Genomic DNA, 25364 nt, shown 5'->3' on the forward strand with positions numbered 1-25364 from the left:
GCAGCCCATATGGTAGAGTGGAAAGTGGCAATTATCCGAAAGCGTTCTAATTCGATGCACGTAAGCTGACAGGGAGACTTTGAAATGACCATGAAACTGACCCGCCGGGCCGCTTTGGGCACGGCCGTTGCGCTACCTTTTGCATCTATCGCGACACAGTCACTGGCTGCCGGGGCCGAAACCAAGGCCAACTCGACCGTCGCCCGCAGCTTTCAACTGGGCGATTTCACGGTCACGACCCTGTTGGATGGCAGCTTGCCGCGAGACGGCGCCCAAGAGATTTTCGGCGGTGGCGCGTCAGACGAGGAGTTTGCCAAGGTATCGGCCGACAATTTCATCTCGCCCGACATTGCCCAGTTCTTCTTCACGCCAACGCTCGTCAATACCGGATCCGAACTGATCCTGTTTGACACGGGATTGGGCCAAGGCGGTATCCAGAAGGCTCTGGCCGATGCGGGCGTTGGCCCCGAGGCGATCAACGTTGTCGTCCTGACCCACATGCACCCCGACCACATTGGCGGCATGACGACCAACGATGCCGCGACCTTTCCGAACGCACGCTATGTGACCGCCGCGGCCGAGTATGATTTCTGGTCAGCACAGGAGGCCGGCAACCGCGTCGGCGATCTAGTGGCAGCGAAGGTCACCCCGATGGCTGAAAAGATGTCGTTCATCGAAGACGGCGGCGAGGTCGCATCGGGCGTGACCGCCATGGCGGCCTTCGGGCATACGCCAGGCCATATGGTCTATCATCTCGAAAGCAACGGTCAGCGGCTGATCCTGACTGCCGATCTTGCCAATCACTATGTCTGGTCCTTCGCGCATCCGGAATGGGAAGTCCGGTTTGACATGGACAAGGCAGCGGCCACCGCATCGCGTCGGAACGTGTTGGGTATGCTGGCCGCGGACAAGGTCCCGATGATCGGGTACCACATGCCTTTCCCGGCCGCCGGCTATGTCGAGCCGCGCGGCGAAGGCTTCCGCTTTGTACCTGTCAGCTATCAGATGATGGGCTGATCAATACCCCGGGTCCGGCCGTACTTTCGTACCGTCCGAAAACCGCGACAGTCGAAAGGCGGCCGGGTCCACACAAGGCGCTGTGTTCATCACCAGATCGGCCACCAGGCGGCCGGCACCGGGCCCTATACCAAATCCATGTCCCGAAAATCCGGTTGCAATCACCAGTCCCGGGATTTCCTGCACGTTCGAGATGATAGGGATTGCATCCGGGGTCACATCGATCATCCCGGCCCAGCTCTGCACGATTTCGGCACCAACCAGTGCCGGAAGCGCCTGACGGGCCTTGGCCCATGACTTGCGGAGCGCCTTCTGCGACGGCTCGGGATCCAGTATCCGACAGAGTTCGAACGGGGTTACGTCGGTGGGCGTCCATGACCTGCGCTGACGCGCCTCAATGGTCCAGCGGTGCGACAGGCGGAATCTGAGCGATTTCCATTCCTGCGCGTATGCCGGCAGGAATTTCGCGGCCAACCGAAAGCTGTCAGGCACGATATCCACCGTGTTTTCATGGCCCGAGGCGATCGTGTACCCGCCGTCGGCGCGTTTGCGGATGGCAAAATCATCCGACCAAAGCGCTGTTTCCGGACCCGGCTCCACAGGCGAGGTCCGCAGAACCGTGTTCAGCACCTTCAGCTGTGGCAGGGCGATTCCTTCGTTACCGGCAAACAACCGAGACCAAGCCCCCCCGGCCAGAACCACTTGATCGCAAGCGACCCGCCCCCGTTCCGTGTAAACCCCGGCAACACGACCAGCTTTCAGGTCGAGACAGCGTACCGCGCAATTTGTCATGATGACCGCGCCTTGGTCACGCGCCGCCTCGGCCAACGCCGGAGCAACCCATTGTGGCTCAGCCCGTCCGTCCTGCGGCGTGAAAAGCGCGGCCTTCAACTTGGTCTGGAGGCCGGGCATGTTCTGTTCCAACTCGGATCCGGAAACCATGCGCGCTCCGGTCTGGTAGCCCTCGAGGTTTCGCAACCAGCGCTCCATATCAGCTGCGGACCGGTCGGTCCGCGCACCGAACAGAATGCCGGATTGCACATAGCCGGTTTTGCGTCCGATCCGCTCATCAAGCGATTGCCAGATCCTGAGCGACTCGGTCATCAACGGTATTTCGCGCGGGTCGCGCAGCCCCAGGCGAACCCAGCCCCAGTTCCTGGAACTCTGTTCAGCGCCGACCTGGCCCTTTTCACACAAGAGGACGGAATTGCCACGTTCCGCCAGTTCCAGCGCAGTTGAGACACCGATAATCCCTCCGCCGACGATCACGACGTCAACGGATTTGGGCAGGCAAAGATCGGATTCAACAGGGTTGGGCTTGGGGCCGGGCATCAACGGATCTTGTTAGTCAGACACGAGCTTCATCGAGCCTTGGCAAACGTCACCCGGCAATCCTGAATAACGGAAAAAGCATCACTTTGTTCGGCTGTGTGGCGTCGATGCAAACGCCACAATGCAATTAGACCGGCACCCGGTTCAGGCCGCGCCCGAGAACTCGGCCCATTTCTGACGCAACAAAGCTGCGACACCCGAGTTTTGGGTCTCTGTCTCGGTCTCTTCGGGTTGAAGCTCGGGCAATTCCGGGTGTTTGGCTGAAAACTCCTCGGACGGCTCCTCGCTCTCTGCATCAGCCTCGGCCAACACACCGGCGATTGCCGCTTCCAGACGCGCCTCATCCAATTCGCGCGCCGGTGTCTCCATTGTCTTGTACCTCAACGGCGCATGCAGCGGTTTGTCATATCCATCAACCATCGGACCACCTAAACCTTATAACCGGCACCCCACCATGGATGCGTCACCAGAAAACTTGGTCTTCAACTGCGGTTCGGCCGACAAATCAATGCCCGACCCCCGCGCGCCGATCTTTCAAAATATGTGGCAAGATCGGTCCTAAACTATGGCAAAAAAATGTCCAAAAACAAGGATTCGGCCAAGCGCCGTCAGCAATTCCGCCCCACCTGCAGAACAGTCAGAGTGGAGTCCCGTCATTGCTACCAATTTGTAAACAAACACCCGGACCCGGGCACGGGGTGCTCAGCCGCAGTTTCCGTCAGCTCGGATCGCGCCAACGATTCACGATCGGATAGCGCCGGTCCAACCAGAAGGCCCGAGGTGTCAGGCGCGTGCCCGGCGCGGACTGAAAGCGTTTGTATTCGCTGATATAGATCAGATGCTCGACACGTCGGGCATCAGCCTCCTCGTACCCGGCGGCAACACAATCCGCGATTGAGCCGTCCTGATCAACCAGGATGTCGAGAATACCGTCCAGAACCGGGTAATCCGGCAGGCTGTCGCTGTCCTTCTGATCCTCGCGCAGCTCGGCACTGGGTGGTTTGTCGATGACTGAGGGGCGAATGACCTCGCCGGCGGGTCCTTTCATCCAGTCGCGGTGATTGGCATTGCGCCAGCGGCAGGTTTCGAACACGCGGGTCTTATAGAGATCCTTGATCGGATTGTAGCCGCCATTCATGTCGCCATAGATCGTGGCATATCCGACCGCCACTTCGGATTTGTTGCCGGTGGTCAGCAGCATCTCGCCAAACTTGTTGGACATCGCCATCAACAGCAGACCGCGTAGACGGGACTGGATGTTCTCCTCGGTAATGTCGGCCTGAAGACCGTCAAACAGCGGCGCCAGGGTCTCGGTGACGGCGGCGCGGGACTGGCTGATCGGAACGTAGTCGTATCGCACACCCAGCGCCTTGGCGACGGCTTCGGCATCCTCCAGCGACTCGGCGCTGGTGTATTCCGACGGCAGCATCACACAACGCACATTGTCTGCTCCGAGAGCGTCAACCGCGATGGCGGCAACAAGCGCGGAATCAATCCCTCCGGACAGTCCCAGCAGTGCTTTGGAAAATCCGGTCTTGCCCATATAGTCGCGCAACGAGTGCACCATGGCGCGATAGTCCTGCTCCCACGCGTCAGGCTGCTCGGCGATTTCGGCGGGGACGATAGCCCATCCTTCATCACCGCGCCGCAGATCGATTTGCATCACCGCCTCGTCGAAGACCGGCATTCGAAAGGCCAGTTCGCCGCCGGGATTCAGGCCAAATGTCCCACCATCGAAAACCTGATCGTCCTGCCCGCCCACCATGTTGAGGTAGATCACCGGCAGCCCGGTTTCGACCACACGGGCCACCATCTGGTTCAGGCGCACATCGTGCTTGTCGCGGAAATAGGGTGATCCGTTGGGGATCAGAAGAAACTCGGCGCCCGTCTCCTGCAGCGTCTCGGCGACATCCTCGTGCCAGCCATCCTCGCAGATCGGGCTGCCGATGCGGGTGTTGCCCACCGCGTAGGGACCACCCAAAGGCCCGGCGTCGAACAACCGAACCTCGTCGAACACAGTCTCGTTGGGCAAATGGTGTTTCAACACCTTGCTGACGATCCGCCCCCGGCTGAGGATCAGATAGGCGTTATAGAGGTTGCCACCCTCGACCCAAGGCCCACCGATGGCCATCGCCGGACCATCCGCGCAGGATTCCGCCAACTGCTGCACGGCCGCCATGGCAGCCCTGTGAAACGACGGCTTCAGAACCAGGTCCTGAGTGTTGTAGCCGGTGATGAACATCTCGGGCAGAGCGACCAGATCGGCCCCCGCAGCGCGGCCCTGCTCCCATGCTGAACGGGCTTTTGCGGCGTTGCCTGCAATGTCGCCCACCGTCGGGTTCAGCTGCGCCAGCGTGATGCGGAAATGGTCGGCCATCTTTGCCCTCTTGCCCTCGTCACCTGAAAAGCCATTTAGCAGATCAGGCCGCAAGTGAAAGGCCAATGCGGCAAAACCCGTTGCCCGACCTTCATCAGTGTCATAGTTTTGCACGAACCAATGCACCACGGGACAATCGGGCAGGCAGGAACTACCATGAACGCTTTTCGTACAACGATTGCCGTTGCCGCAATGGGCATCGCCGCACAGAGCGCGTCCGCGCAGCAAGGCCAGATCATCACCGCGGATGACGATGTGGGCGGGGTCTACGAAGGCACCTTTGAAAACGGGCTGCGTCACGGAACCGGCACCTATCGCCTGCCCGACGGCTTTGAATACACCGGCGAGTGGGTCGAAGGAGAAATTCAGGGCAAGGGCGTGGCACGTTACGCCAATGGATCGGTCTACGAGGGCGATTTCGTCAAAGGTCGCCCGCACGGCAAGGGCAAGATCACCTTTGCCGACGGCGGCACCTATGAGGGCGACTGGACCGACGGCGCGATAAACGGAACCGGCATCGCGCAATACGCAAACGGAATGCGTTACGAAGGTGGCTTCAAGAACGCCCAGCATGACGGCAAAGGCGTCATGACCGACCCCGGCGGCTATGTCTATGATGGCGACTGGGTGGACGGCGTTCGCCAGGGCAAGGCCAAGATCACATATGCGGACGGCGCGGTTTACGAAGGCGATATCGTTGCCGGCCAGCGTCAGGGCAACGGATCGCTGACCTTGCCCGACGGAATGATCTATTCCGGCGAATGGACCGAGGACCGGATCACCGGAACCGGCGTACTGAAACAGGCCAACGGTGACGTTTACGAAGGCGCCCTGGTGGACGGGCGCCGGCAGGGCAAGGGAAAGGCGACCTACGCGAATGGCGATACCTACGAAGGCGATTTCGTCGACGACCGCCGACACGGCAAGGGTACGTTCACTGGCACCGACGGCTATGTCTACACCGGAGATTGGAAAAACGGTCAGATCGAAGGGTTGGGCGAACTGACCTATCCCGACGGCTCGGTCTATGTCGGTGACTTCAAGGCGGACCTCGCCGATGGCAAAGGCCGGATCACCTATCCCGATGGCTCGTCCTATGACGGCGACTGGGTTGCGGGGGTGATCGAAGGTCAGGGCACCGCGACCTACACGAATGGCACGATCTACAAAGGACAGTTCAAGAATGCCCGAACGCATGGCGCCGGCGTTCTGACCCGAGCCGACGGCTCTCGCTACGATGGCGAGTGGGTAGACGGCGTGCGTCAAGGCAAGGGTAACGCCACCTACGCGGATGGGACGGTCTATACCGGTGATTTCCAGAACGGTCAGCGCCATGGCCAAGGCGAGGTCGTGATGGCGAATGGCTTCAAGTATTCCGGCCAGTGGACCGAGGGCAAAATCACCGGCTCAGGTGTCGCGACATATGCAAATGGCGATGTCTATGAAGGCAACTTCGTGAACGGCAAACGCCAGGGCACTGGAACAATGCGCTATGCAAATGGCGAAGAGGAAAGCGGCACGTGGGAAAACGGCGCTCTGTCGGAAGCAGGCGCGGCGCAACCCTCGGGCAACGAGCCGCAGCCGCCTGAGGCCGAACAGGACCCGGAAGTCACCCCATCGGACGGATAGCCCGCTACCAGGGAACCGGTTGACCGGCCCAGTCGAAAAACTGGCCGGTCTGATCAGCCGTCAGACCATCCATAACCCGCAGAAGGTTTTGGGCGGCGTCACTCGGCTCGACCGCGGGATGGCGGCCCAGGTATTTCTGCGTGAACGGGGTCTTGACCGTTCCGGGGTGCAGAGCGAAGCAGATCGCATCTTTGTGGGTTCGGGCCAGTTCAATTGCGGCCGTGTGCACGATCTGGTTCACCGCCGCCTTGGCCGCGCGATAGCTGACCCAGCCGCCCAGACGGTTGTCCCCGATCGAGCCCACGCGCGCCGACAGTACCGCAAACACCGCCCGGCCATTGCGCGGCAACAGGCGATGGGCGTGTTTCAGCACCAAGGCCGGTCCCACCGCGTTCAGGGCGAATTGATCCATCATGGCCTTGGCCGAAACCGCCCTAATGGTCTTTTCCGGTTCCGCCCCGTCGATCTCGAGCGCGCCGGACGCCACCAGAACAAGGTCGAACGGCCCCTCGATCCGGCCCAGCATCTCGTCGGCCAGTTCCGGCTGCATCAGATCCAGCCCGTTTTCCGACCGCGACAGACCGACCACATGGACCGACCGCGACAGAAGCTCATTGCAGACGGCCCGGCCGATCCCGCCGCTTGCACCTAAGACCAAAGCATTTCTCATCGCCCTCCAGCTAGCGGAGTTGCCCACGCAATCAATCCCCGTTTCCGATCCTTTCGCGAAATCGGACAGCCGCGCATTTTCCTTCTTTTCATTCCCGGTTCGGGGTGTATAACCTCGGACCCATGATCAACCGCGCAGATATCCCTTTTGCTTTCGCCGCGTCCGCCGGCGCTGCTCTGCGTGGCCTACTGATCCTAATCCGCCTCTGAGCGTGCCATCCGGCGCGCCCGCTCAGAGGAGGACGCCTGCGCGCCAATGGCTTTAGGACAGACAAGAAAGTGACTCCCATGACCAACGTGACCGACCAAGACCGCGTCTTGATCTTCGACACCACTTTGCGCGACGGCGAGCAAAGCCCCGGCGCCACCATGACCCATGACGAAAAGCTGGAAATCGCCGAGCTTCTGGATGACATGGGCGTCGACATCATCGAGGCCGGCTTTCCGATCGCCTCCGAGGGTGATTTCAAGGCCGTTTCGGAAATCGCGCAGCGCGCCAAGAACGCCCGCATCTGCGGCCTGGCTCGTGCGAATTTCGCCGATATCGACCGCTGCTGGGAGGCGGTAAAACACGCCGAAAAGAACCGGATCCACACCTTCATCGGCACCTCGCCGCTGCACCGGGCGATTCCGAACCTGACGCAGGATGAGATGGCCGAAAAGATCCACGAGACCGTCAGCCACGCCCGCAATCTGTGCGAAAATGTGCAATGGTCGCCGATGGACGCGACCCGGACCGAATGGGACTATCTGTGCCGCGTGATCGAGATTGCGATCAAGGCCGGCGCGACCACGATCAACATACCCGATACGGTAGGCTACACCGCCCCGATTGAAAGCGCGGACCTGATCAAACGACTGATCGAAACCGTTCCGGGCGCAGACGAAGTGATTTTCGCCACCCATTGCCACAACGACCTTGGCATGGCGACTGCCAACTCACTGGCCGCCGTTGCAGGCGGGGCCCGGCAGATCGAATGCACGATCAACGGCCTGGGCGAACGCGCGGGCAATACCGCGCTGGAAGAGGTCGTGATGGCCCTGCGCACCCGCAACGACATCATGCCGTGGAAGACGGGCATCGACACCACCAAGATCATGCACATCTCGCGTCGGGTGGCGACGGTTTCGGGCTTTCCGGTGCAGTTCAACAAGGCGATCGTCGGCAAGAACGCCTTCGCGCATGAAAGCGGCATCCATCAGGATGGCATGCTGAAGAACCGCGAGAATTTCGAGATCATGCGCCCCGAGGATATCGGCCTTTCAGGCACCTCGCTTCCGTTGGGCAAGCATTCCGGCCGGGCCGCGCTCCGCGACAAGCTGGAAACGCTGGGCTACGAGATCGGAGACAACCAGCTCAAGGACATCTTCGTGCGGTTCAAGGATCTGGCCGACCGCAAGAAAGAGGTGTTCGACGACGACCTGATCGCGTTGATGAGTGCAGATGATGAGGCTAACGACCACCTGCAACTGGTCTCGATGAAAGTCACCTGCGGCACCGGCGGTCAGGCCGAAGCGACGGTCGAACTGGAGGTCGACGGCAGGGATGTGATCGCCACCGAGCACGGCGACGGACCGGTCGACGCCACCTTCAAGGCGATCCGGGCCATCTACCCGAACAAGGCGCATCTTCAGCTGTACCAGGTGCATGCCGTGACCGAAGGCACCGACGCACAGGCCACGGTTTCTGTCCGCCTGGAGGAAGACGGCATGATCGCCACGGGTCAATCCGCGAACACGGATACCGTGGTGGCGTCGGCCAAGGCCTATATCAGCGCGCTGAACCGTCTGATCATGCGCCGCGAAAAGGCCGGCCCGGGCGCGGATGCGCGCGAGATCAGCTACAAGGATCTGACCTGATCTGAATTGGCAGGCAAGGCTCCCGCGCCCGCGGCAGCCCGGCTTCGCCGCGCAGCCTGACGGACTTGGGCCCGGCACCGCGCCAAGGCGCGGTGCCGGGCCCAACACGTTTGGCGGCATCTTTGATGCTGTCAAACGGGGCGGGAGGCCTTCGCCGCCTGAAGCGCCGTCAGATCTTTGCGAACAGGTCGGACAGGCGCGCCGCTTCGTCTTCGATCCCGAAGGGTGCGTTGACCACGAACATGCCCGAACCGATCATCCGGTGACCCTCACGCGCAGGCGGAAACCGAACTTCGTGCACAAACGTCTTGGGAAGATCCAAGCCCTTCAGTGCCGACACCATCGGAACATGCCGATCGTCTGTCAGGATCGGATACCACAAGGCAATGAGACCCACGTTCCACTTGCGGTGCAACTTGGCGATCAACCCCGGCAGGCGGCCATAGTCCGCCTTTACCTCGTAGCTGGGGTCAATCAGCATCACCCCGCGCCGAGGCGTGGGCGGCAGAACCGACTGACCCAGCTCGAACCCGTCCTGTCTGTAGGTCTTGGCACCGCGCCCGGTCAGCGCATTTTTCAACGCTGCGTATTCCTGCGGATGAAGCTCGGCGAAATGCAGACTGTCCTGCGGACGCAGCAGGCTTGCCGCAATCATCGGCGAGCCCGGGTAGGCCGTTTCGCCAAACTGCGCCTGGACCGCGTGCAACGCGCGAGCCAGCGGGTGATCGTCGGCAAACCACCCGTTGCTCAGCGCGCGTCCGATCCCTGCCGCCGCCTCGCCGGTCTGCACGGCCTCGGTCGCATCGAGGTGGTACAGACCACGCCCCGAGTGGGTCTCGAGATAGCTGATCGGCTTGTCCTTGCGGGTCATGTAGTCCAGCATCCATGCCAGCAAAGCGTGCTTTTGCACGTCCGCCAGATTACCCGCGTGGTAAATGTGTTGATATGAGAGCATGTTGCCTTCTAAAGTCCCTGTCAAAGAGGCGGAAAGGTGCTGATTTACGCGGAATCAGGCCTTTAACCGGGCGTCATGGCACCCTATAAGTCATCCGTCCCGGAACCGTCGAGTCGCGGGCAGTAGAAAACATCTGACAGACAGGATCAGGGGAATATGGGCATCTTTGACAGTTTGGGCGGCCTGTTCACAGCGGATATGGCCATCGACCTCGGGACGGCCAACACGCTGGTCTACGTCAAGGGGCGCGGCGTGATCCTGTCGGAGCCCTCGGTTGTCGCCTACCATGTCAAAGACGGGGTCAAGAAGGTTCTGGCTGTGGGCGAGGATGCCAAGCTGATGCTGGGCCGTACCCCTGGCTCGATCGAGGCCATCCGCCCAATGCGCGAGGGCGTGATCGCCGATTTCGACACCGCGGAGGAAATGATCAAGCACTTCATCCGCAAGGTGCACAAGCGCTCGACCTTCTCGAAGCCCAAGATCATCGTCTGCGTACCGCATGGTGCAACGCCGGTTGAGAAACGCGCGATCCGCCAGTCGGTTCTGTCCGCCGGGGCACGCCGTGCTGGCCTGATCGCCGAGCCGATTGCCGCCGCCATCGGCGCTGGGATGCCCATCACCGACCCGACAGGTAACATGGTCGTGGATATCGGCGGCGGCACCACCGAGGTGGCCGTTCTGTCACTGGGCGACATCGTCTATGCCCGCTCGGTCCGCGTGGGTGGCGACCGCATGGACGAGGCGATCATCTCGTACCTGCGCCGTCAGCAAAACCTGCTGGTCGGGGAATCCACCGCCGAGCGGATCAAGACCACGATCGGCACCGCCCGGATGCCCGATGACGGGCGCGGGCAGTCGATGCACATCCGCGGGCGCGACCTTCTGAACGGTGTCCCCAAAGAAATCGAGATCAGCCAGGCCCAGGTGGCCGAGGCTCTGTCGGAACCGGTCCAGCAGATCTGCGAGGCGGTGATGACCGCGCTGGAGACCACCCCGCCGGATCTGGCCGCGGACATCGTGGACCGGGGGGTGATGCTGACCGGTGGCGGCGCGCTGCTGGGCGATCTGGACCTGGCCCTGCGCGAACAGACCGGATTGGCCGTGTCGATTGCCGACGAAAGCCTGAACTGCGTGGCTTTGGGCACCGGCAAGGCCCTGGAATACGAAAAACAGCTGCGCCACGCGATTGACTACGAAAGCTGAGGCGCGCACCCTCTGATCCGAGGGTTCAAGATCGGGCACGAGCAGCACGGGAAGGAGTCCTGTGGCAAAAGACCGAGCACAGCGCGACGACTACACCACCCCCCTGCGCCGCTTGTTCATGGGGATCGTTGTTCTGTGCCTGCTTGGCATATTCCTGATTTGGCGCATCGACAGCCCGCGGGTCGAAAGGTTCCGGGCCCAAGTGGTGGATGCCGTTGTGCCCTCGATGGAATGGGCGATGGTTCCGGTCACGGCCGCCATAAACCTTGTACGGGATTTCCAAAGCTACCAAAGGCTGAGCGAGCAGAACCAGGAACTGCGCAGTGAACTGCGCCGCATGCGCGCCTGGAAAGAGGCGGCCCTGCAGTTGGAGCAGGAAAACGCGCGGCTTCTGGACCTGAACAATGTTCGGTTGGATCCCCGTCTGACTTATATAACCGGGGTCGTCATGGCCGACAGCGGCTCGCCGTTTCGGCAATCTGTTTTGCTGAATGTCGGCGAGCGTGACGGGATCGTCGACGGATGGGCCGCCATGGACGGCATCGGGCTGGTGGGCCGGATATCTGGCGTTGGTCCGGATACCGCGCGGGTCATCCTGTTGACCGACGCCTCAAGCGCGATTCCCGCCACCATCCAGCCCTCCGGCCAGACCGCGTTGATTACCGGTGACAATACCCCTGCCCCAGCCGTCGAGTTTCTGGAAAGCCGCGAACTGGTGCGGCCCGGCGACCGTGTGGTGACCTCAGGCGATGGCGGCGTATTTCCTGCGGGCCTTTTGATCGGCCAGATCGCCGCCGATCCGGGGGGGCGTCTGCGCGTCCGACTGTCAGCGGATTTCGAGCGTTTGGAATTCCTGCGCGTCCTGCGCTACCACTCGGCCGCCCCGATCCGAGACCCGGGCGGCATCGTCGGACCTCCGCGCCCCGAGGCTCTTCTCCCGACCGAGGAGGCCGCCGATGGATAGCGCCGCGTCACGTCTATGGCTGATGCGGGGCCTGTACCTGTTCCTCGCTCTGACGGTGATGTTCTTTCACCTGTTGCCTCTGAACACGCAACCGGGTCGTCTGCCCTTTCCTGACTTCCTGATCTGCCTGACCTTTGCATGGGTCCTCAGGCGGCCGGAATATGTACCGACACTCAGCATAGCTGCGGTCATGCTGATGGCCGACCTGTTGCTGCAACGGCCGCCGGGACTGCTGGCGGCATCCGTCGTCATCGGTTCTGCCTATCTGCGATCGGCAGGCCCCGGAATGCGCGACGTCGGATTCGTGGGCGAGTGGACGACGGTGGGCGTCGTCATCGCGGCAATCTTTGCCTTCAACCGGACAGTTCTGGCGCTGCTGTCCGTCAGTCAGGCCAGCATTGGCCCGGTATTTGTCCAAGTGGTCTTCACGGTCCTCGCCTACCCGCTTGTCGTTGCATTCAGCCAAACCATATTTGGCGTCCGCAGGCCATCTGCGGTAGATGTTGCCACTGTGGGAACACGCTCATGAAACGCACACCCAAAACACAAGGTGCCGCATACAAAAGGCTGACCCGGCGCGCGCTGGTGCTGGGTGGCATGCAATTCGCATTCGTCGGCGGCCTGGCGGCCCGCATGCGTTACATGCAGGTCGATCAGGCCGACCAATATCGCCTGTTGGCCGAAGAAAACCGCATCAACATCCGGCTCATTCCGCCAACCCGAGGGCGCATTTATGACCGCAATGGTCAGATCATCGGGCAGAATGCGCCGTCCTACCGCATCGTGATCGTGCGCGAGGATGCGGGCGACGTCGACAAGGTCATTGCCAAACTGTCACAACTGATTCCGCTGAACGAAGACGAGATCGAGCGGGCCAAAGCCGAGATGAAACGTACGGCGCCGTTTCTGCCGGTTACGCTGGCCGACCAGGTCACTTGGGAAGATATCTCGAAGGTGGCGATCAATGCCCCCGCCCTTCCCGGCGTCACGCCCGAGGTCGGACTGACCCGCCAATATCCCCGCTACGAGGATTTTGCCCACGTGGTCGGGTATGTCGGACCTGTCAGCGACTATGACCTGAGCAAGATGGAAGACCCCGAGCCGGTTCTGATGATCCCGCGCTTTCAGATCGGCAAGGTCGGGCTTGAGGCCAAGAAGGAAGACCTGCTGCGCGGCAAGGCGGGCGCCAAGCGCGTCGAGGTCAATGCGACCGGCCGGGTGATGCGGGAACTTGATCGCCGCGAGGGCCAGCCCGGCGCCGACCTGCAATTGACCATCGACGCCGACCTGCAGGAATACGCGCAGGCGCGGCTGGCCGGCGAAAGCGCCGCCGTGGTCGTGATCGACTGTGAGACGGGCGACCTGCGGGCCATCAGTTCGACCCCCAGCTTCGACCCCAATTTGTTCGTGCGTGGAATCTCGGTGGCGGATTACCAGGCCCTGACACAGGACAACCACCGCCCGTTGGCCAACAAGACGGTTCAGGGCACCTACCCGCCCGGTTCAACCTTCAAGATGATTACCGCGCTGGCTGCGCTCGAGGCCGGCGTCGTCGGTCCGGGCAACACCGTCTATTGCCCCGGCTACCTGAAGGTGGGCAGCCGCCGATTCCACTGCTGGAAGCGCGGCGGGCACGGGATGGTCGATCTAGAAACCTCGTTGAAGCGCAGTTGCGACGTCTACTATTACGACGTCGCCCTGCGGGTCGGGATCGACAAGATTTCGGACATGGCGCGCAAGTTCGGCCTCGGCATCAAACACGACCTGCCGATGTCTGCCGTGGCGGCCGGCCTGGCGCCGAACCAGGAATGGAAGCAGACCACCCACGGACAGGACTGGCTGGTCGGCGACACGGCAAATGCCTCGATTGGGCAGGGCTTCATGTTGGCCTCGCCGATGCAACTGGCCGTCATGACCGCGCGCATCGCGACCGGCCGATCGGTGACACCGCGTCTGATCCGCAGTGTCGATGGGGTCGAACAGCCTTCGGGCGCGGGCGAGCCGCTGGACGTCAATCCGACCAACTTGGAACAGGTGCGCAACGCGATGTACAAGGTCTCGAACGACCGTCGCGGCACCGCTTATCGCAGCCGGATCATCGCAGACGAGTTCCGCATGGCCGGTAAGACGGGCACCAGCCAGGTGCGCAACATCACCAAGGCCGAACGGGCCGCCGGGGTCATCCGCAACGAAGACCTGCCCTGGGAACGACGGGACCACGCGCTGTATGTCAGCTTTGCCCCTTACGACAATCCGAAATATGCGGTGGCCGTCGTGGTCGAACATGGCGGCGGCGGTTCGAAGGCCGCAGCCCCCGTGGCCCGGGACGTGATGCTGCAGGCTCTGTACAACGGCACGCCGCCGCTGGAAGCATATCCCGTGGCCGACCGCGACCGCATCAAGGAACAGCAGAAACGTCTGGAAGGTGATCGCCGCCCGAAAGCGCGCCCTGACGAAAAGGACCGCGCATGAGCTATCTTGAATATGCGGTCAAGACCACGCCGACGGGGATCCGCAAGGTTCTGTACATGAACTGGCCGCTGACGCTTTTGCTGATCAGCGTCGCAAGTGCCGGTTTTCTGATGCTGTATTCGGTGGCCGGCGGCTCGTGGTCGCCGTGGGCGGAACCACAGATGGAACGGTTTGGCCTGGGCCTGACGGTCATGTTCATCGTCGCATTGGTTCCGATCTGGTTCTGGCGCAACATGTCCGTCGTCGCCTATCTTGTTTCTTTGGGGCTTCTGCTGTTCGTCGAACTGTTCGGCACCATCGGCATGGGCGCGCAACGCTGGATCGACCTGGGGTTCATGCGCCTGCAGCCCTCCGAACTGGCAAAGGTGACTTTGGTCATGTTGCTGGCGGCCTACTACGATTGGCTTCCCTCCTACAAAACCTCGCGCCCGCTTTGGGTCTTGATCCCGGTTGTCCTGATCCTGATCCCGACCTTCATGGTGCTGCGCCAGCCCGATCTGGGAACCGCAATCCTGCTGTTGGCGGCCGGAGGAGGCCTGATGTTTCTGGCGGGCGTGCATTGGGCCTATTTCGCAGCGGTCATCGCGGCGGGTGTCGGCTTGGTTTCAACGGTGTTCAAAAGCCGTGGCACCGATTGGCAGTTGCTCAAGGACTATCAGTTCCGGCGCATCGACACATTCCTTGACCCCTCGACCGATCCGTTGGGCGCGGGGTATCACATCACCCAGTCCAAGATTGCCCTGGGCTCCGGCGGCTGGAACGGTCGAGGCTTCATGCAAGGCACCCAGTCGCGCCTGAACTTCCTGCCCGAAAAGCACACCGACTTCATCTTCACGACACTGGCCGAAGAGTTCGGTTTTGTCGGGGGCACAACCTTGTTGCTGCTTTACGGACTGATCCTGATCTTCTGCCTCGTCACGGCGCTGTCGACCAAGGACAGGTACTCGTCATTGGTGACACTGGGCATTTCGCTGAACTTCTTTCTGTTCTTCGCCGTCAACATGTCGATGGTCATGGGGCTGGCGCCGGTGGTCGGTGTTCCGTTGCCGATGGTCAGCTATGGGGGCTCGGCCATGTTGGTTCTGATGGCCGCCTTCGGCATCGTGCAAAGCGCGCATATTCACCGTCCTCGTTGATCCGAAAGGCCGACCATGTCCGTGAACGTCCTGTTTTCCGCCCGCCCGACACTTTGGCCGGTTTACGAGCCCTTGCTGAACATCGGGCTGGCCGATGCGGGGATCAAAGCCACTATCGCCACCGACCTGCCGCCCGATCAGGTGGATTACATCGTCTATTCACCCAATGGCGGGCTGCTTGATTTCACGCCCTACAGGCGCGCAAAGGCCGTGCTCAGCCTATGGGCCGGTGTCGAGAAGATAGCCTCGAACGACACGCTGACCGTGCCGTTGGCCCGGATGGTCGATCACGGTCTTACCCAGGGCATGACCGAATGGGTCGTGGGGCACGTTCTGCGCTACCATCTGGGCATGGATCGACACATCACGGTCCAGGATGGGGAATGGGCCCCGGATCCGCCTCCGCTTGCCACACAGCGATCGGTCTGCGTTCTGGGACTTGGCGCCCTGGGTCAGGCTGCGGCACAGGCGCTGGCGGCGTTGAACTTCAACGTGACAGGGTGGAGCCGTTCGGCCAAGGAACTGTCTGGTGTCACGTGCCTGCACGGACAGGACGGGCTGCGCGTCGCCCTGAGCCAGGCTGAGATACTCGTCCTGCTGCTGCCTGAAACGGCAGCCACGGAGAACACTCTGAACGCGGACACTCTGGCACTTCTGCCAAAAGGTGCGCGCATACTGAACCCCGGCCGAGGCCCGCTGATTGACGACGAAGCGCTGTTGCAGGCGCTGAACACCGGCCAAGTGGGGCATGCCACGCTGGATGTGTTCCGCGCCGAGCCGCTGCCCCCCGATCATCCGTACTGGGCGCATCCAAATGTGACCGTCACGCCGCATATCGCGTCGGAAACCCGGCCCGAAACGGCTGCGCAGGTGATCTGCGAAAACATACAACGCAGCGAATCCGGACGGCCGCTGCTGCATCTCGTCGACCGCGCACTCGGGTACTAGGGCCATCGGGGACCGCCGCCCCCGTCTTGCCTGGCGCTATTCGACCGCTACGCGTCCACCAGTCCCCGACCTTTCAGCAGGGCTTCGACACCCGGCAACCGGCCCCGGAACGCCAGATACAGATCCTCGGCCTCCTTCGAGCCTCCTTTGGACAGAATATTGTCCTCCAGAGCCTGCGCCCGCTCGGGATCAAACGCGCCTCCTGCCTCTTCGAAGGCAGCAAATGCGTCGGCATCCATCACTTCGGACCACATGTAGCTGTAGTAACCCGAGCTGTAGCCATCACCCGCAAATACATGAGCGAAATGCGGCGTCGCGTGGCGCATACCGATGGCATGCGGCATCCCGATCTCGGCCAGAACCTCAGCCTGCTTCGCCATGGGGTCAGCCGGGGCCGGACCGTCGTGGAAGGCCAGGTCGACCAGCGCCGAGGCGACGTATTCGACCGTCTGAAAACCCTGATCGAAATTGGCGGCACCCAGAACTTTGTCCAGCAGTTGCGGTGGCATCGGAGCTCGGGTTTCGGCATGAGTTGCGAACTCGGCCAGAACCTCCGGTACTTCCAGCCAATGCTCATACAGTTGGCTGGGCAGCTCCACGAAATCCCGCGCAACGCTGGTCCCCGAGATGCTGTCATAGGTCACATCCGACAGCATCTGGTGCAGCGCGTGCCCGAATTCATGAAACAGGGTCCGTGCGTCGTCATATGACAGCAGCGCCGGATCGCCCTTGGCGAAATTGCAAACATTGATGACGATTGGCGTCTGGACCTTGGGAAACTTGGCCTGCGCGCGCATCGCGCTGCACCACGCACCCGACCGTTTCGATCCACGCGCAAAATAGTCTCCGATGAACACGGCAACGTGTTTGCCACGCCGGGTCACCTCCCAAGCTCGACAATCCGGATGGTACAGCGGAACGTCCAACGGCGCGAACTCCAACCCGAACAAGCGGTTGGCGCAGGTAAAGGCGGCTTCGATCATGCGCTCCAGCTGCAGGTAGGGTTTGAGTTCTGCCTCATCCAGATCATGCTCGGCCTTGCGCCGTTTAGCGGCATAGTACCGCCAGTCCCAGGGTTCGAGCGGACCGTTGACGCCATCCTCCTGCATCATCCGCGTCAGGATCTCCGCGTCGGCCTCGGCCCGGGCCTTGGCGGGTGCCCAGACCTGCATCAGCAAGTCGCGCACCCGTTCGGGGGTTCGGGCCATCTCGGTCTCCAGCTTGAAGGCCGCAAAGCTGTCATAGCCCAGCAGCTTGGCCCGTTCCTCGCGTAGCTGAAGGATTTCGGCGGCAATCGCGCGGTTGTCGGTCTCGCCTCCGTTTGCCCCGCGTGACGCCCAGGCGCGGTAAGCCTTTTCGCGCAGGTCACGACGTGGCGAGAACTGCAGGAACGGCACGATCAGAGACCGCGACAGCGTGACAACCGGCCCCTTGGCCCCTTTTTCACGACCGGCCGCGTGTGCCGCATCAACCACGAAACCTGGCAGTCCCGCCAGATCATCTTCGGTCAGCTCCATGAACCAGCCACGCTCGTCCGCCAGCAGGTTTTGCGTAAACGCGGTGCCCAATGACGCCAGACGCGCCTTGATCTCTTGCATCCGGGCATCTTCCGCCCCGTGCAGCGCCGCACCCGAGCGGACGAACCCGCGATGGGTGAGCATCAAAACCCGATCCTGTTCCTCGGTCAGATCCAGCGTATCTCGTTTCGCCCAAAGGTCGTCCACACGCTGGAACAGCGCCTTGTTCGAGGAAATCGCGGCGAAATGGGCTGCAAGCTTGGGCGAAAACTCCCGTTGCAGCGCTTCGCGCTCCGGGTTGCTGTCTGCGCCAGCGACCGTGAAGAACACCGACAGAACCTTGTTCAAGGCCTCGCCCGCCGCTTCCAGCGCTTCGATCGTGTTGGCAAAACTCGCGGGCCGGGTATTCGTCGCGATGGCATTAATCTCGTCGGCATGGGCCTGCAGAGCAGCTTCCAGTGCCGGGGCAAAATCGTCATCCGAGATTTCGGCAAAGGGCGCGATTTCGAACGGGGTCGTCCAGTCGGACAGGATCGGATTGGTCATTGGGGTCTCCTTCAAGCGTCAAGCTAGGAATGCAGGGCAAGATCGTCCAGTGGCCGCGATCAAACGGGTTGCCCGCAAACCGGGCAATCGTCCCGACGGGACAGGGTGATCTTGCGGCTTTCGCCATAAAGCGCGTCATAGATCAGCATCTCGCCACGCAACGCCTGACCTGCACCCGTGACTACCTTGACCGCCTCAACCGCCATCATCGCCCCCACCACGCCCGGCAGTGGCCCGACCACCCCAGCCTCGGCGCAGGAAGGCGCCAGACCCGGCGCAGGCGCTTCGGGAAAAATACATTGGTAGCAAGGGCCGTTGTTGGCGGGGTCAAACACGCTCAGTTGCCCTTCCCATTGGGACAGCGCGCCTGAGATCAGGGGCTTGCCCAAAGCCACCGCGGTGCGGTTGGCCAGATACCGGGTTTCGAAATTGTCGGTGCCATCGAGGATCAGGTCATAATCCGCAAACAGGTCGGCCGCGATGTCGTCCGTCAGGCGGCGGTGATACGGGCGCACGATGACATTGGGGTTCTGCGCCTCCATTGCTTGCTGCGCAGAAAAGACTTTGGGCATTCCGATATCGGCATCCCGATGGATGACCTGCCGCTGAAGATTGGCATTCTCGACGACGTCATCGTCAATGACGCCAATCGTGCCCACGCCGGCGGCTGCAAGGTACTGCAGCGCCGGTGCGCCCAACCCACCTGCCCCGATCACCAATACACGAGCGATCTTCATCCGTTTCTGCCCGGGTCCACCAAGCTCGCGCAGGACGATGTGACGGGCAAAGCGCTCCAGTTCGGCTTCGCTGAACTGGTCAGATGGGCTGTTCGGACGAATATCTGACGGTGGATTGGCCCGGCGCCTCAGGGCTTTCACCACAGCGCCATAACCCATGGCCAGCAGAACGAAGCCACCTAGGATCAGCCACATCGCGGCCGAGCCGCCCGTGGCCTCGCGCAGTGGGTTCCCGTCGGGCAAAACCAGATGAGACAGAACCACACCTGCCAGCAACACCAAAACCGACACCCAACGGGCAGTACGCGAGGCACCAGCGAGGTAGCCAAGCCCCCACAGCCCCGCTGCCAGTGCCAGTACCAGAACCATCAGGCGCGCCCCGTGGATCCGAACCCACCGGAACCGCGCTGCGACTCCTGCAGGCTGTCCGCCATCTCGAACCGCGCCTGGATCACCGGGGCCACGACAAGCTGCGCAATCCTGTCGCCGTGTCCGATTTCAAAGGCTTCCTGACCCGCATTCAGCACGATCACCCCCAAGGGACCGCGATAGTCGCTGTCGATCGTGCCCGGTGCGTTCGGCAGCGTGATCCCGTGTTTCAACGCAAGTCCCGAGCGCGGACGCACCTGGATCTCATATCCATCCGGAATCTCTGCCCGCAGGCCGGTCGGGACCAAGGCGCGCTCACCGGGTTGAAGGGTGATCGACCCTCGATCAGGCAGGTTGGCCCGCACATCCGCGCCGGCTGCCCCGGCCGTTTCATAGGACGGCAATGCAATGGCCGGATCGGCCCCGTCTTCTCGGATCACCCGGATTGCCACCATCAGCGCATCCCAACCTTCATCTTCTGTCAAACAACCGCATCACAGCGCCAGCGCGGCCGCGATCTTTTCCGCCAGCCGTACGGCCACTGCGTCCTTGCCCATGCGCGGCCACTCCTCGGCACCCGCATCCGAAATCAGTATGACCGCATTTTCGGCCCCACCCATGATGCCGGTCACCGGACTGACATCATTGGCTAGGATCCAATCACACCCTTTGCGCGCCCGCTTGGCGGTTGCGTGGGCGATCACATCATCCGTCTCGGCGGCGAAACCCACGACCAAGCTGGGTCGGCCGGTCTCCAGATGCGAAATCCGTTTGAGGATGTCCGGGTTTTCGGCAAATTGCAGTGCAGGCATTCCGTCGCGGCTTTTCTTCAACTTGCGGTCTGATGCCCCGTCTACCCGCCAATCGGCCACGGCTGCGGCAAACACGCCCGCATCCACCGGCAGAGCCGCGTCCACCGCATCCGACATTTGTTGCGCAGTCTCAACCTGCACAACCTGGACGCCCTGGGGTGGTGGCACATCCGCGGGGCCGGTTACGAAAACGACTTCGGCCCCCAGGGCCGCCAAAGCGTTGGCAATCGCCGTCCCCTGCGCCCCCGAGGATCGGTTTGCGATGTACCGAACCGGATCAATCGGCTCATGCGTCGGCCCCGACGTCACGAGAATCCGCTTACCCTTCAGTGGGCCATCCGACAAGGCAGACTCGACCGCCGCCACGATTTCGAGAGGTTCTGACATGCGGCCGGGGCCGAACTCGCCACAAGCCATGTCACCGTCATTGGGTCCGACAAACCGGACGCCGTCCGCGATCAACTGCTTGTGGTTCCGGCGAGTTGCCGGATGGTTCCACATCCGCACGTTCATCGCCGGCGCACATAAAACAGGGGTATCCGTGGCCATCAACAGGGTCGATGCCAGATCATTGGCCAGACCCCCGGCCATCTTTCCCATCAAATCCGCAGTCGCCGGGGCCACGACGATCAGATCAGCCGAACGTGACAGCTGGATATGTCCCATCTCGGCCTCGTCCGTCAGGTCGAACAGATCACGATAAGCTTTTTCACCGGCAAGTGCAGACACGGATAAGGGGGTCACGAATTCCTCGGCAGCGCGGGTCAGGACCGGGGTCACCGCCGCCCCGCGCTCCTTCAACCTTCGGATCAGATCCAGCGATTTGTAGGCCGCGATCCCACCGCCAAGGATCAGGAGGATCCGTTTGGATGCCAGCATGTTCAGCCCTTCCCGGTCGTGCTCGGCCTCGACACTATGCAACCCGTGCCCCGAGTTCCAGCGCTTAATTCTGAGACTCGAAGGCCTTGCAGGGGTCTTCGCGTTCGGCCGCGGGGCTGTCAATCACCGCGTCAAATTCACCGGTCACGACACCGTCTTCGGCCTGACCGAGAACAAAAACCTTAAGGCCCGGACGCAGGCGCGACAGAAAGGTCGGAATGCCCTGATCCTTGCGCGCGTGCCCGTTTCCGGTAATCACCGCCACCGGACCGCCAGTTTCATCAATTGCACGCAGAATGGCCCGGGTCAGAACAGCATCGCGCAGACGCTGGATCGCCACCAGTTGCGGCAAAGCCTCGGCGGGAAGTGCGTTGCAATGCGCTGCCAATTGCTCGGCCTCGCGCGCCGCCTGATCCTCGGGCGCCAACGGAATGTTCAACCCATATCGCGCCGCATCCGCGCCCAGAGTCGTTGCGGCACCGCGTTCCATCGCAGCCCGCGCAGCCGCGCGCGGCACCATCGCTCCGTATACCGGGGCCTCTGATGCTTGGAAAACAGGGTAATACATGCTGAGCGGCGGCCATCCCGTTTCGGCCCATCTCAGGATGCGTGACAGCTCCTCGGGGTTCGAGGCGGCAGTCTGCGCCAGTCTCTGAGCCCCTTCCTCGGTCACCATTTCCCAGACCATCGCAGACGGATCGATGTCCGCAATCGCTTCGGTCTGGACCAGGTGATGCAGCGGGTTGTCGTGAACTTCGCCAAGGATCACGACATCGGCGTCCCTCATCTGTGCCAATATATCGTCGGCAATAAGGTCCCCGGCCAGAACTGGCCGGGTCAAAAGTGTCAGCGACAGCACGGCCGCCGTCAGAATCGCAAGATGTCTCATGCGAAGAAGTGTTGCACCTCGCGCGATTGAGCTTCAAGGTTCTTGCGCATCTTCACGAACGCCGCTGCCTCAAGCTGTCGCACGCGTTCCTTGGACAAACCCAGTTCCTGACCGAGGCTTTCCAATGTGCGCGCCGGCTCACGCAGCTTGCGCTCGCGCACGATGAAACGTTCCCGGTCGTTGAGCGCTTGCATCGCCGTGATCAACCATTCGCGCAACTGGTGGGTATCGTGGCTGTTCTCGACAGTTTCCGCAGCCTGCTCGCGATCATCCTCCAACGCGTCGATCCACTCGCGACCATCCTCGTCAGCCGATTGAACGGCGTTCAGCGAAAAGTCTGAGCCGGCCAACCGGCCGTGCATCATTTCCACATCGCGCAGCGGTACACCGATCTCGGCCGCGATCATCTGGTGCAGCTGATGACGGTCCAATTCGACACCATCGGTCGCGGCTTCGCGCTCCAGCCGAGCCTGCACGCGACGCATGTTGAAGAAGAGGGATTTCTGGGACGATGTAGAACCTGTCCGTACCATCGACCAGTTGCGCATCACGTAATCCTGAATGCTGGCCTTGATCCACCACACCGCATAGGTCGAAAACCGGACCCCGCGATCCGGGTCGAATTTGTCAGCGGCCTTCATCAGACCCAGCCCGGCCTCTTGGATCAGGTCATTCATCGGAGCGCCATAGCGTTTGAATTTGGCCGCCATTGAAATGGCCAGACGCATATAGGCCGTTATCAACCGGTGAAGGGCCTGTTCGTCGCGCTCGTCGCGCCAAGCATAAGCCAGGCGCAATTCGGTTTCCGCATCCAGCAATTCGGCTTTCATAGCCTGCCGGGACATCGAGAAGTCGTTCGGGTTATCCAGTGCCATGCAGCTCTCCCATCTGTCGTAGGCGCCGCCGGTCTTGCCTTGCCGACGTATGGTCGATACGCAAGGGCGCACCGGGTGGATCACTGTAAAGGTAGTAAAAAATGCATCCCGATTTAACCTTTGTGCTGGGTGGCGCGGCATCGGGAAAATCTGCATTTGCCGAACAACTTGCTGTTTCAACAGGAAAAACCCGCGTCTACCTAGCAACATCACAAGTGTTTGATGATGAGATGCGCCTAAAAATCAGGCGCCATGTGGACCAAAGAGGCGACGGCTGGGCCACGATCGAAGCCCCGATGGACCTGCGCCCGGCGCTGGCGGGGCTGAGCCGGGATCAGGTCTGTCTTATCGATTGCGCCACGATGTGGCTCAGCAATCACCTGCTGGCCGACAGCGATCTTGAACAGGAACAGGCCGCCCTTCTGGCCGCGCTACGGACCTGCCCCGCGCAGGTCGTAATCGTCTCGAACGAGGTGGGGCACGGTATCGTCCCCGACAATGCGCTGGCCCGCAAATTCCGCGAGGCGCAGGGGCGGTTGAACATCGCCCTCGCCGCCCAAGCCGACCTTGTGGTTCAGGTCATCGCGGGACTGCCGCAGATTTTGAAAGGCCAGTTGCCGTGACCCGGTTATATCTTGTCCGCCATGGCCCGACCCATGCCAAAACGATGGTGGGCTGGTCCGATATTCCCGCCGACCTGAGCGACCACGCGGCCATCGCGCGCCTGCATGACCACCTGCCGCAGGATGCGCTGGTCATTTCGTCGGACCTGTCGCGCGCCGCGGATACGGCCACGGCCATTCAGGGCACACGCCGCCGGCTGCCGCACCATCCCGACCTGCGCGAGATCCATTTCGGCACCTGGGAAATGCGCGCATTCGCCGAGATCGAGGCCGAAGACCCCGAGTTGGCCTTTGCATATTGGGACAGCCCCGGCGACGTGCGCCCGCCCAACGGCGAAAGCTGGAACGCGGTCCGCGCGCGGGTCGACGCGGCGATCGACGGGTTGATCGGTATGCATACCGGCGCCGATCTGGTCATCGTGGCCCATTTCGGCGTGATCCTGACCCAGGTACAGCGCACCCTTGACCTGGACGCGCAACAGACCTTTGCCCATCGCATCGATAACCTGTCGGTGACTGAGCTGGCCGTTGACGGCAAAACCTGGTCGGTCGGCCGGATCAATCATCTTCCGTGAACACAACGCGCACAAATCAGCGTTTTACTGATATCCGGCGTTCGACCATCCTCGGGCCATGACATATGACCTTTTCATCGGGGACCGCCTGTTTTCCAGTTGGTCCATGCGCGGCTGGCTTATGCTGGAAAAATTCGGCGTACCCTACACGACCCACATGATCGGCCTGTATTCGGGCACGATGGCCCGGGACATGCAGCCGCTGGCCCCGGCCCGTCTGGTTCCTGCGCTGCGCCTGCCCGACGGCACGGTGGTCGGCGAAAGCCTCGCCATGGCCGAGACGCTGGCCGAACGACACCCCGATGCCGGGCTGTGGCCCCAAGACGCCGCCGTCCGCGCAACCGCCCGTTGGCTGTGTGCCGAGATGGTCGCCGGGTTCCACGCGCTGCGGTCGGCCTGCCCCATGCAGCTCAAACACCGCTGGAAAGGGTTCGAGCCGTCCGACGAAACCCGCGCCGATCTGACCCGGATCGAGACCCTGTGGGCGCATGCGCGCAAAATCTCAGGCACGGATACCGGCCCATTGTTCGGTAGCTATTCGCTGGCCGATGTGTTCTATACGCCGGTCGCAGCCCGGATCATCGGCTATGGTCTGCCCGTGTCAGTGCAGAGCCGCGATTACTGCATGGAATTGTTGTCAGACCCGGCGGTTCGGCAATGGCGCGCGATGGGGCTGACTGTCGACTACGACCCGTTCCCCTATGACCAGCCGCTCGACGCCGAGCCCTGGCCGATCGGCGGGGCCTCGACGGCCCGCGCGGTTGAGGCGGGGCCTTCGGTCAATGACCGCTGCCCCTATTCCGGCAAGCCAGTGACCGCATTTCTGGAGCTGGATGGAAATCGATGGGGCTTCTGCAACACCTTCTGCCGCGACAAAACCGTGGCCGACCCCGGAGCGTGGCCGAAATTCACGCAAATGATCCGGCAAGCGGTGTGACCGTTAACCATTCCTAAACCGAAGCCATGGCAGCAAGGTCCCG

At 61.9% G+C, this 25364-nt stretch carries 23 protein-coding genes; 12 read left to right on the forward strand and 11 right to left on the reverse strand.

What is annotated here, in order from left to right:
- Positions 1 to 84 precede the first annotated feature (84 nt).
- Entirely contained in the window at positions 85 to 1017 is a 933-nt protein-coding gene (locus tag ACR0JC_RS15150; RefSeq protein ID WP_170343274.1) for an MBL fold metallo-hydrolase, read from the forward strand.
- On the opposite strand, the gene ACR0JC_RS15155 is transcribed toward ACR0JC_RS15150, so the two are convergent.
- The 3 genes from ACR0JC_RS15155 to ACR0JC_RS15165 all read right to left on the reverse strand — a co-directional run bounded on the left by ACR0JC_RS15155 (position 1018) and on the right by ACR0JC_RS15165 (position 4726).
- Positions 1018 to 2349: an NAD(P)/FAD-dependent oxidoreductase gene (locus ACR0JC_RS15155; protein WP_170343275.1), complete on the reverse strand. Its 1332-nt coding sequence runs from the start codon at positions 2347 to 2349 to the stop codon at positions 1018 to 1020.
- A gap of 144 nt (positions 2350 to 2493) precedes the next feature.
- The gene (locus ACR0JC_RS15160; RefSeq protein ID WP_170343276.1) at positions 2494 to 2769 is read right to left on the reverse strand and encodes a hypothetical protein; all 276 of its coding nucleotides are present in this window, start codon (positions 2767 to 2769) and stop codon (positions 2494 to 2496) included.
- A 298-nt stretch (positions 2770 to 3067) separates the two neighbouring features.
- Positions 3068 to 4726, reverse strand: a complete 1659-nt coding sequence (locus tag ACR0JC_RS15165) for an NAD+ synthase (protein ID WP_170343277.1) — start codon at positions 4724 to 4726, stop codon at positions 3068 to 3070.
- Between the two features lie 156 nt (positions 4727 to 4882).
- Between ACR0JC_RS15165 and ACR0JC_RS15170 the strand changes: the two genes are divergently transcribed.
- Positions 4883 to 6355, forward strand: coding sequence for an MORN repeat-containing protein (locus ACR0JC_RS15170; RefSeq protein ID WP_170343278.1), 1473 nt, complete (start codon positions 4883 to 4885; stop codon positions 6353 to 6355).
- Positions 6356 to 6359: 4 nt separating this feature from the next.
- On the opposite strand, the gene ACR0JC_RS15175 is transcribed toward ACR0JC_RS15170, so the two are convergent.
- A complete protein-coding gene (locus tag ACR0JC_RS15175) occupies positions 6360 to 7025 on the reverse strand; it encodes an SDR family NAD(P)-dependent oxidoreductase (RefSeq protein WP_170343279.1) in 666 nt (221 codons plus the stop codon).
- 287 nt (positions 7026 to 7312) lie between these two features.
- Here ACR0JC_RS15175 and ACR0JC_RS15180 point away from each other — a divergent pair, with 287 nt between their 5' ends.
- Positions 7313 to 8884 (forward strand): 2-isopropylmalate synthase, encoded by a 1572-nt coding sequence (locus ACR0JC_RS15180; RefSeq protein ID WP_170343280.1) that lies wholly within the window; start codon positions 7313 to 7315, stop codon positions 8882 to 8884.
- Between the two features lie 169 nt (positions 8885 to 9053).
- Here ACR0JC_RS15180 and ACR0JC_RS15185 read toward each other — a convergent pair whose 3' ends face one another.
- Positions 9054 to 9839: a 23S rRNA (adenine(2030)-N(6))-methyltransferase RlmJ gene (locus tag ACR0JC_RS15185; RefSeq protein WP_170343281.1), complete on the reverse strand. Its 786-nt coding sequence runs from the start codon at positions 9837 to 9839 to the stop codon at positions 9054 to 9056.
- 156 nt (positions 9840 to 9995) lie between these two features.
- Here ACR0JC_RS15185 and ACR0JC_RS15190 point away from each other — a divergent pair, with 156 nt between their 5' ends.
- The 6 genes from ACR0JC_RS15190 (at position 9996) to ACR0JC_RS15215 (ending at position 16562) form a co-directional block, all read left to right on the forward strand.
- Positions 9996 to 11042: a rod shape-determining protein gene (locus tag ACR0JC_RS15190; protein WP_093963423.1), complete on the forward strand. Its 1047-nt coding sequence runs from the start codon at positions 9996 to 9998 to the stop codon at positions 11040 to 11042.
- Between the two features lie 61 nt (positions 11043 to 11103).
- Positions 11104 to 12006, forward strand: a complete 903-nt coding sequence (mreC, locus tag ACR0JC_RS15195) for a rod shape-determining protein MreC (protein ID WP_093963424.1) — start codon at positions 11104 to 11106, stop codon at positions 12004 to 12006.
- Positions 11999 to 12535 (forward strand): rod shape-determining protein MreD, encoded by a 537-nt coding sequence (locus tag ACR0JC_RS15200; RefSeq protein WP_170342115.1) that lies wholly within the window; start codon positions 11999 to 12001, stop codon positions 12533 to 12535. The genes mreC and ACR0JC_RS15200 overlap by 8 nt, the downstream gene beginning before the upstream one ends.
- Positions 12532 to 14478: a penicillin-binding protein 2 gene (gene mrdA / locus ACR0JC_RS15205; RefSeq protein WP_170343282.1), complete on the forward strand. Its 1947-nt coding sequence runs from the start codon at positions 12532 to 12534 to the stop codon at positions 14476 to 14478. Before ACR0JC_RS15200 ends, mrdA begins: the two co-directional genes overlap by 4 nt.
- The gene (gene rodA, locus ACR0JC_RS15210) at positions 14475 to 15614 is read left to right on the forward strand and encodes a rod shape-determining protein RodA (protein ID WP_170343283.1); all 1140 of its coding nucleotides are present in this window, start codon (positions 14475 to 14477) and stop codon (positions 15612 to 15614) included. The genes mrdA and rodA overlap by 4 nt, the downstream gene beginning before the upstream one ends.
- Positions 15615 to 15629: 15 nt before the next feature.
- Complete coding sequence (locus tag ACR0JC_RS15215; protein WP_170343284.1) at positions 15630 to 16562, forward strand: 2-hydroxyacid dehydrogenase; 933 nt, start codon at positions 15630 to 15632, stop codon at positions 16560 to 16562.
- A gap of 47 nt (positions 16563 to 16609) precedes the next feature.
- Here the strand turns inward: ACR0JC_RS15215 and ACR0JC_RS15220 are convergent, their stop codons facing one another.
- The 6 genes from ACR0JC_RS15220 to ACR0JC_RS15245 all read right to left on the reverse strand — a co-directional run bounded on the left by ACR0JC_RS15220 (position 16610) and on the right by ACR0JC_RS15245 (position 23186).
- Entirely contained in the window at positions 16610 to 18625 is a 2016-nt protein-coding gene (locus tag ACR0JC_RS15220) for a M3 family metallopeptidase (RefSeq protein WP_170343285.1), read from the reverse strand.
- 59 nt (positions 18626 to 18684) lie between these two features.
- Positions 18685 to 19731: a HesA/MoeB/ThiF family protein gene (locus ACR0JC_RS15225; RefSeq protein ID WP_170343286.1), complete on the reverse strand. Its 1047-nt coding sequence runs from the start codon at positions 19729 to 19731 to the stop codon at positions 18685 to 18687.
- Positions 19731 to 20186: a dUTP diphosphatase gene (gene dut / locus ACR0JC_RS15230; protein WP_170343337.1), complete on the reverse strand. Its 456-nt coding sequence runs from the start codon at positions 20184 to 20186 to the stop codon at positions 19731 to 19733. The genes ACR0JC_RS15225 and dut overlap by 1 nt, the downstream gene beginning before the upstream one ends.
- Before the next feature lie 39 nt (positions 20187 to 20225).
- Entirely contained in the window at positions 20226 to 21422 is a 1197-nt protein-coding gene (gene coaBC / locus ACR0JC_RS15235; protein ID WP_170343338.1) for a bifunctional phosphopantothenoylcysteine decarboxylase/phosphopantothenate--cysteine ligase CoaBC, read from the reverse strand.
- Positions 21423 to 21486: 64 nt separating this feature from the next.
- Positions 21487 to 22311, reverse strand: a complete 825-nt coding sequence (locus ACR0JC_RS15240; RefSeq protein ID WP_170343287.1) for a ChaN family lipoprotein — start codon at positions 22309 to 22311, stop codon at positions 21487 to 21489.
- Complete coding sequence (locus tag ACR0JC_RS15245) at positions 22308 to 23186, reverse strand: RNA polymerase factor sigma-32 (protein WP_170343288.1); 879 nt, start codon at positions 23184 to 23186, stop codon at positions 22308 to 22310. Before ACR0JC_RS15245 ends, ACR0JC_RS15240 begins: the two co-directional genes overlap by 4 nt.
- 101 nt (positions 23187 to 23287) lie before the next feature.
- Here ACR0JC_RS15245 and cobU point away from each other — a divergent pair, with 101 nt between their 5' ends.
- The 3 genes from cobU to ACR0JC_RS15260 are packed head-to-tail and all read left to right on the forward strand — an operon-like array spanning position 23288 to position 25321.
- Positions 23288 to 23809: a bifunctional adenosylcobinamide kinase/adenosylcobinamide-phosphate guanylyltransferase gene (cobU, locus tag ACR0JC_RS15250; protein ID WP_170343289.1), complete on the forward strand. Its 522-nt coding sequence runs from the start codon at positions 23288 to 23290 to the stop codon at positions 23807 to 23809.
- Positions 23806 to 24384, forward strand: a complete 579-nt coding sequence (locus ACR0JC_RS15255) for a histidine phosphatase family protein (RefSeq protein WP_170343290.1) — start codon at positions 23806 to 23808, stop codon at positions 24382 to 24384. The genes cobU and ACR0JC_RS15255 overlap by 4 nt, the downstream gene beginning before the upstream one ends.
- A 58-nt stretch (positions 24385 to 24442) precedes the next feature.
- Positions 24443 to 25321: a glutathione S-transferase gene (locus ACR0JC_RS15260; RefSeq protein ID WP_170343291.1), complete on the forward strand. Its 879-nt coding sequence runs from the start codon at positions 24443 to 24445 to the stop codon at positions 25319 to 25321.
- Positions 25322 to 25364 lie beyond the last annotated feature (43 nt).

The organism is Ruegeria sp. CH5, assembly GCF_056537025.1.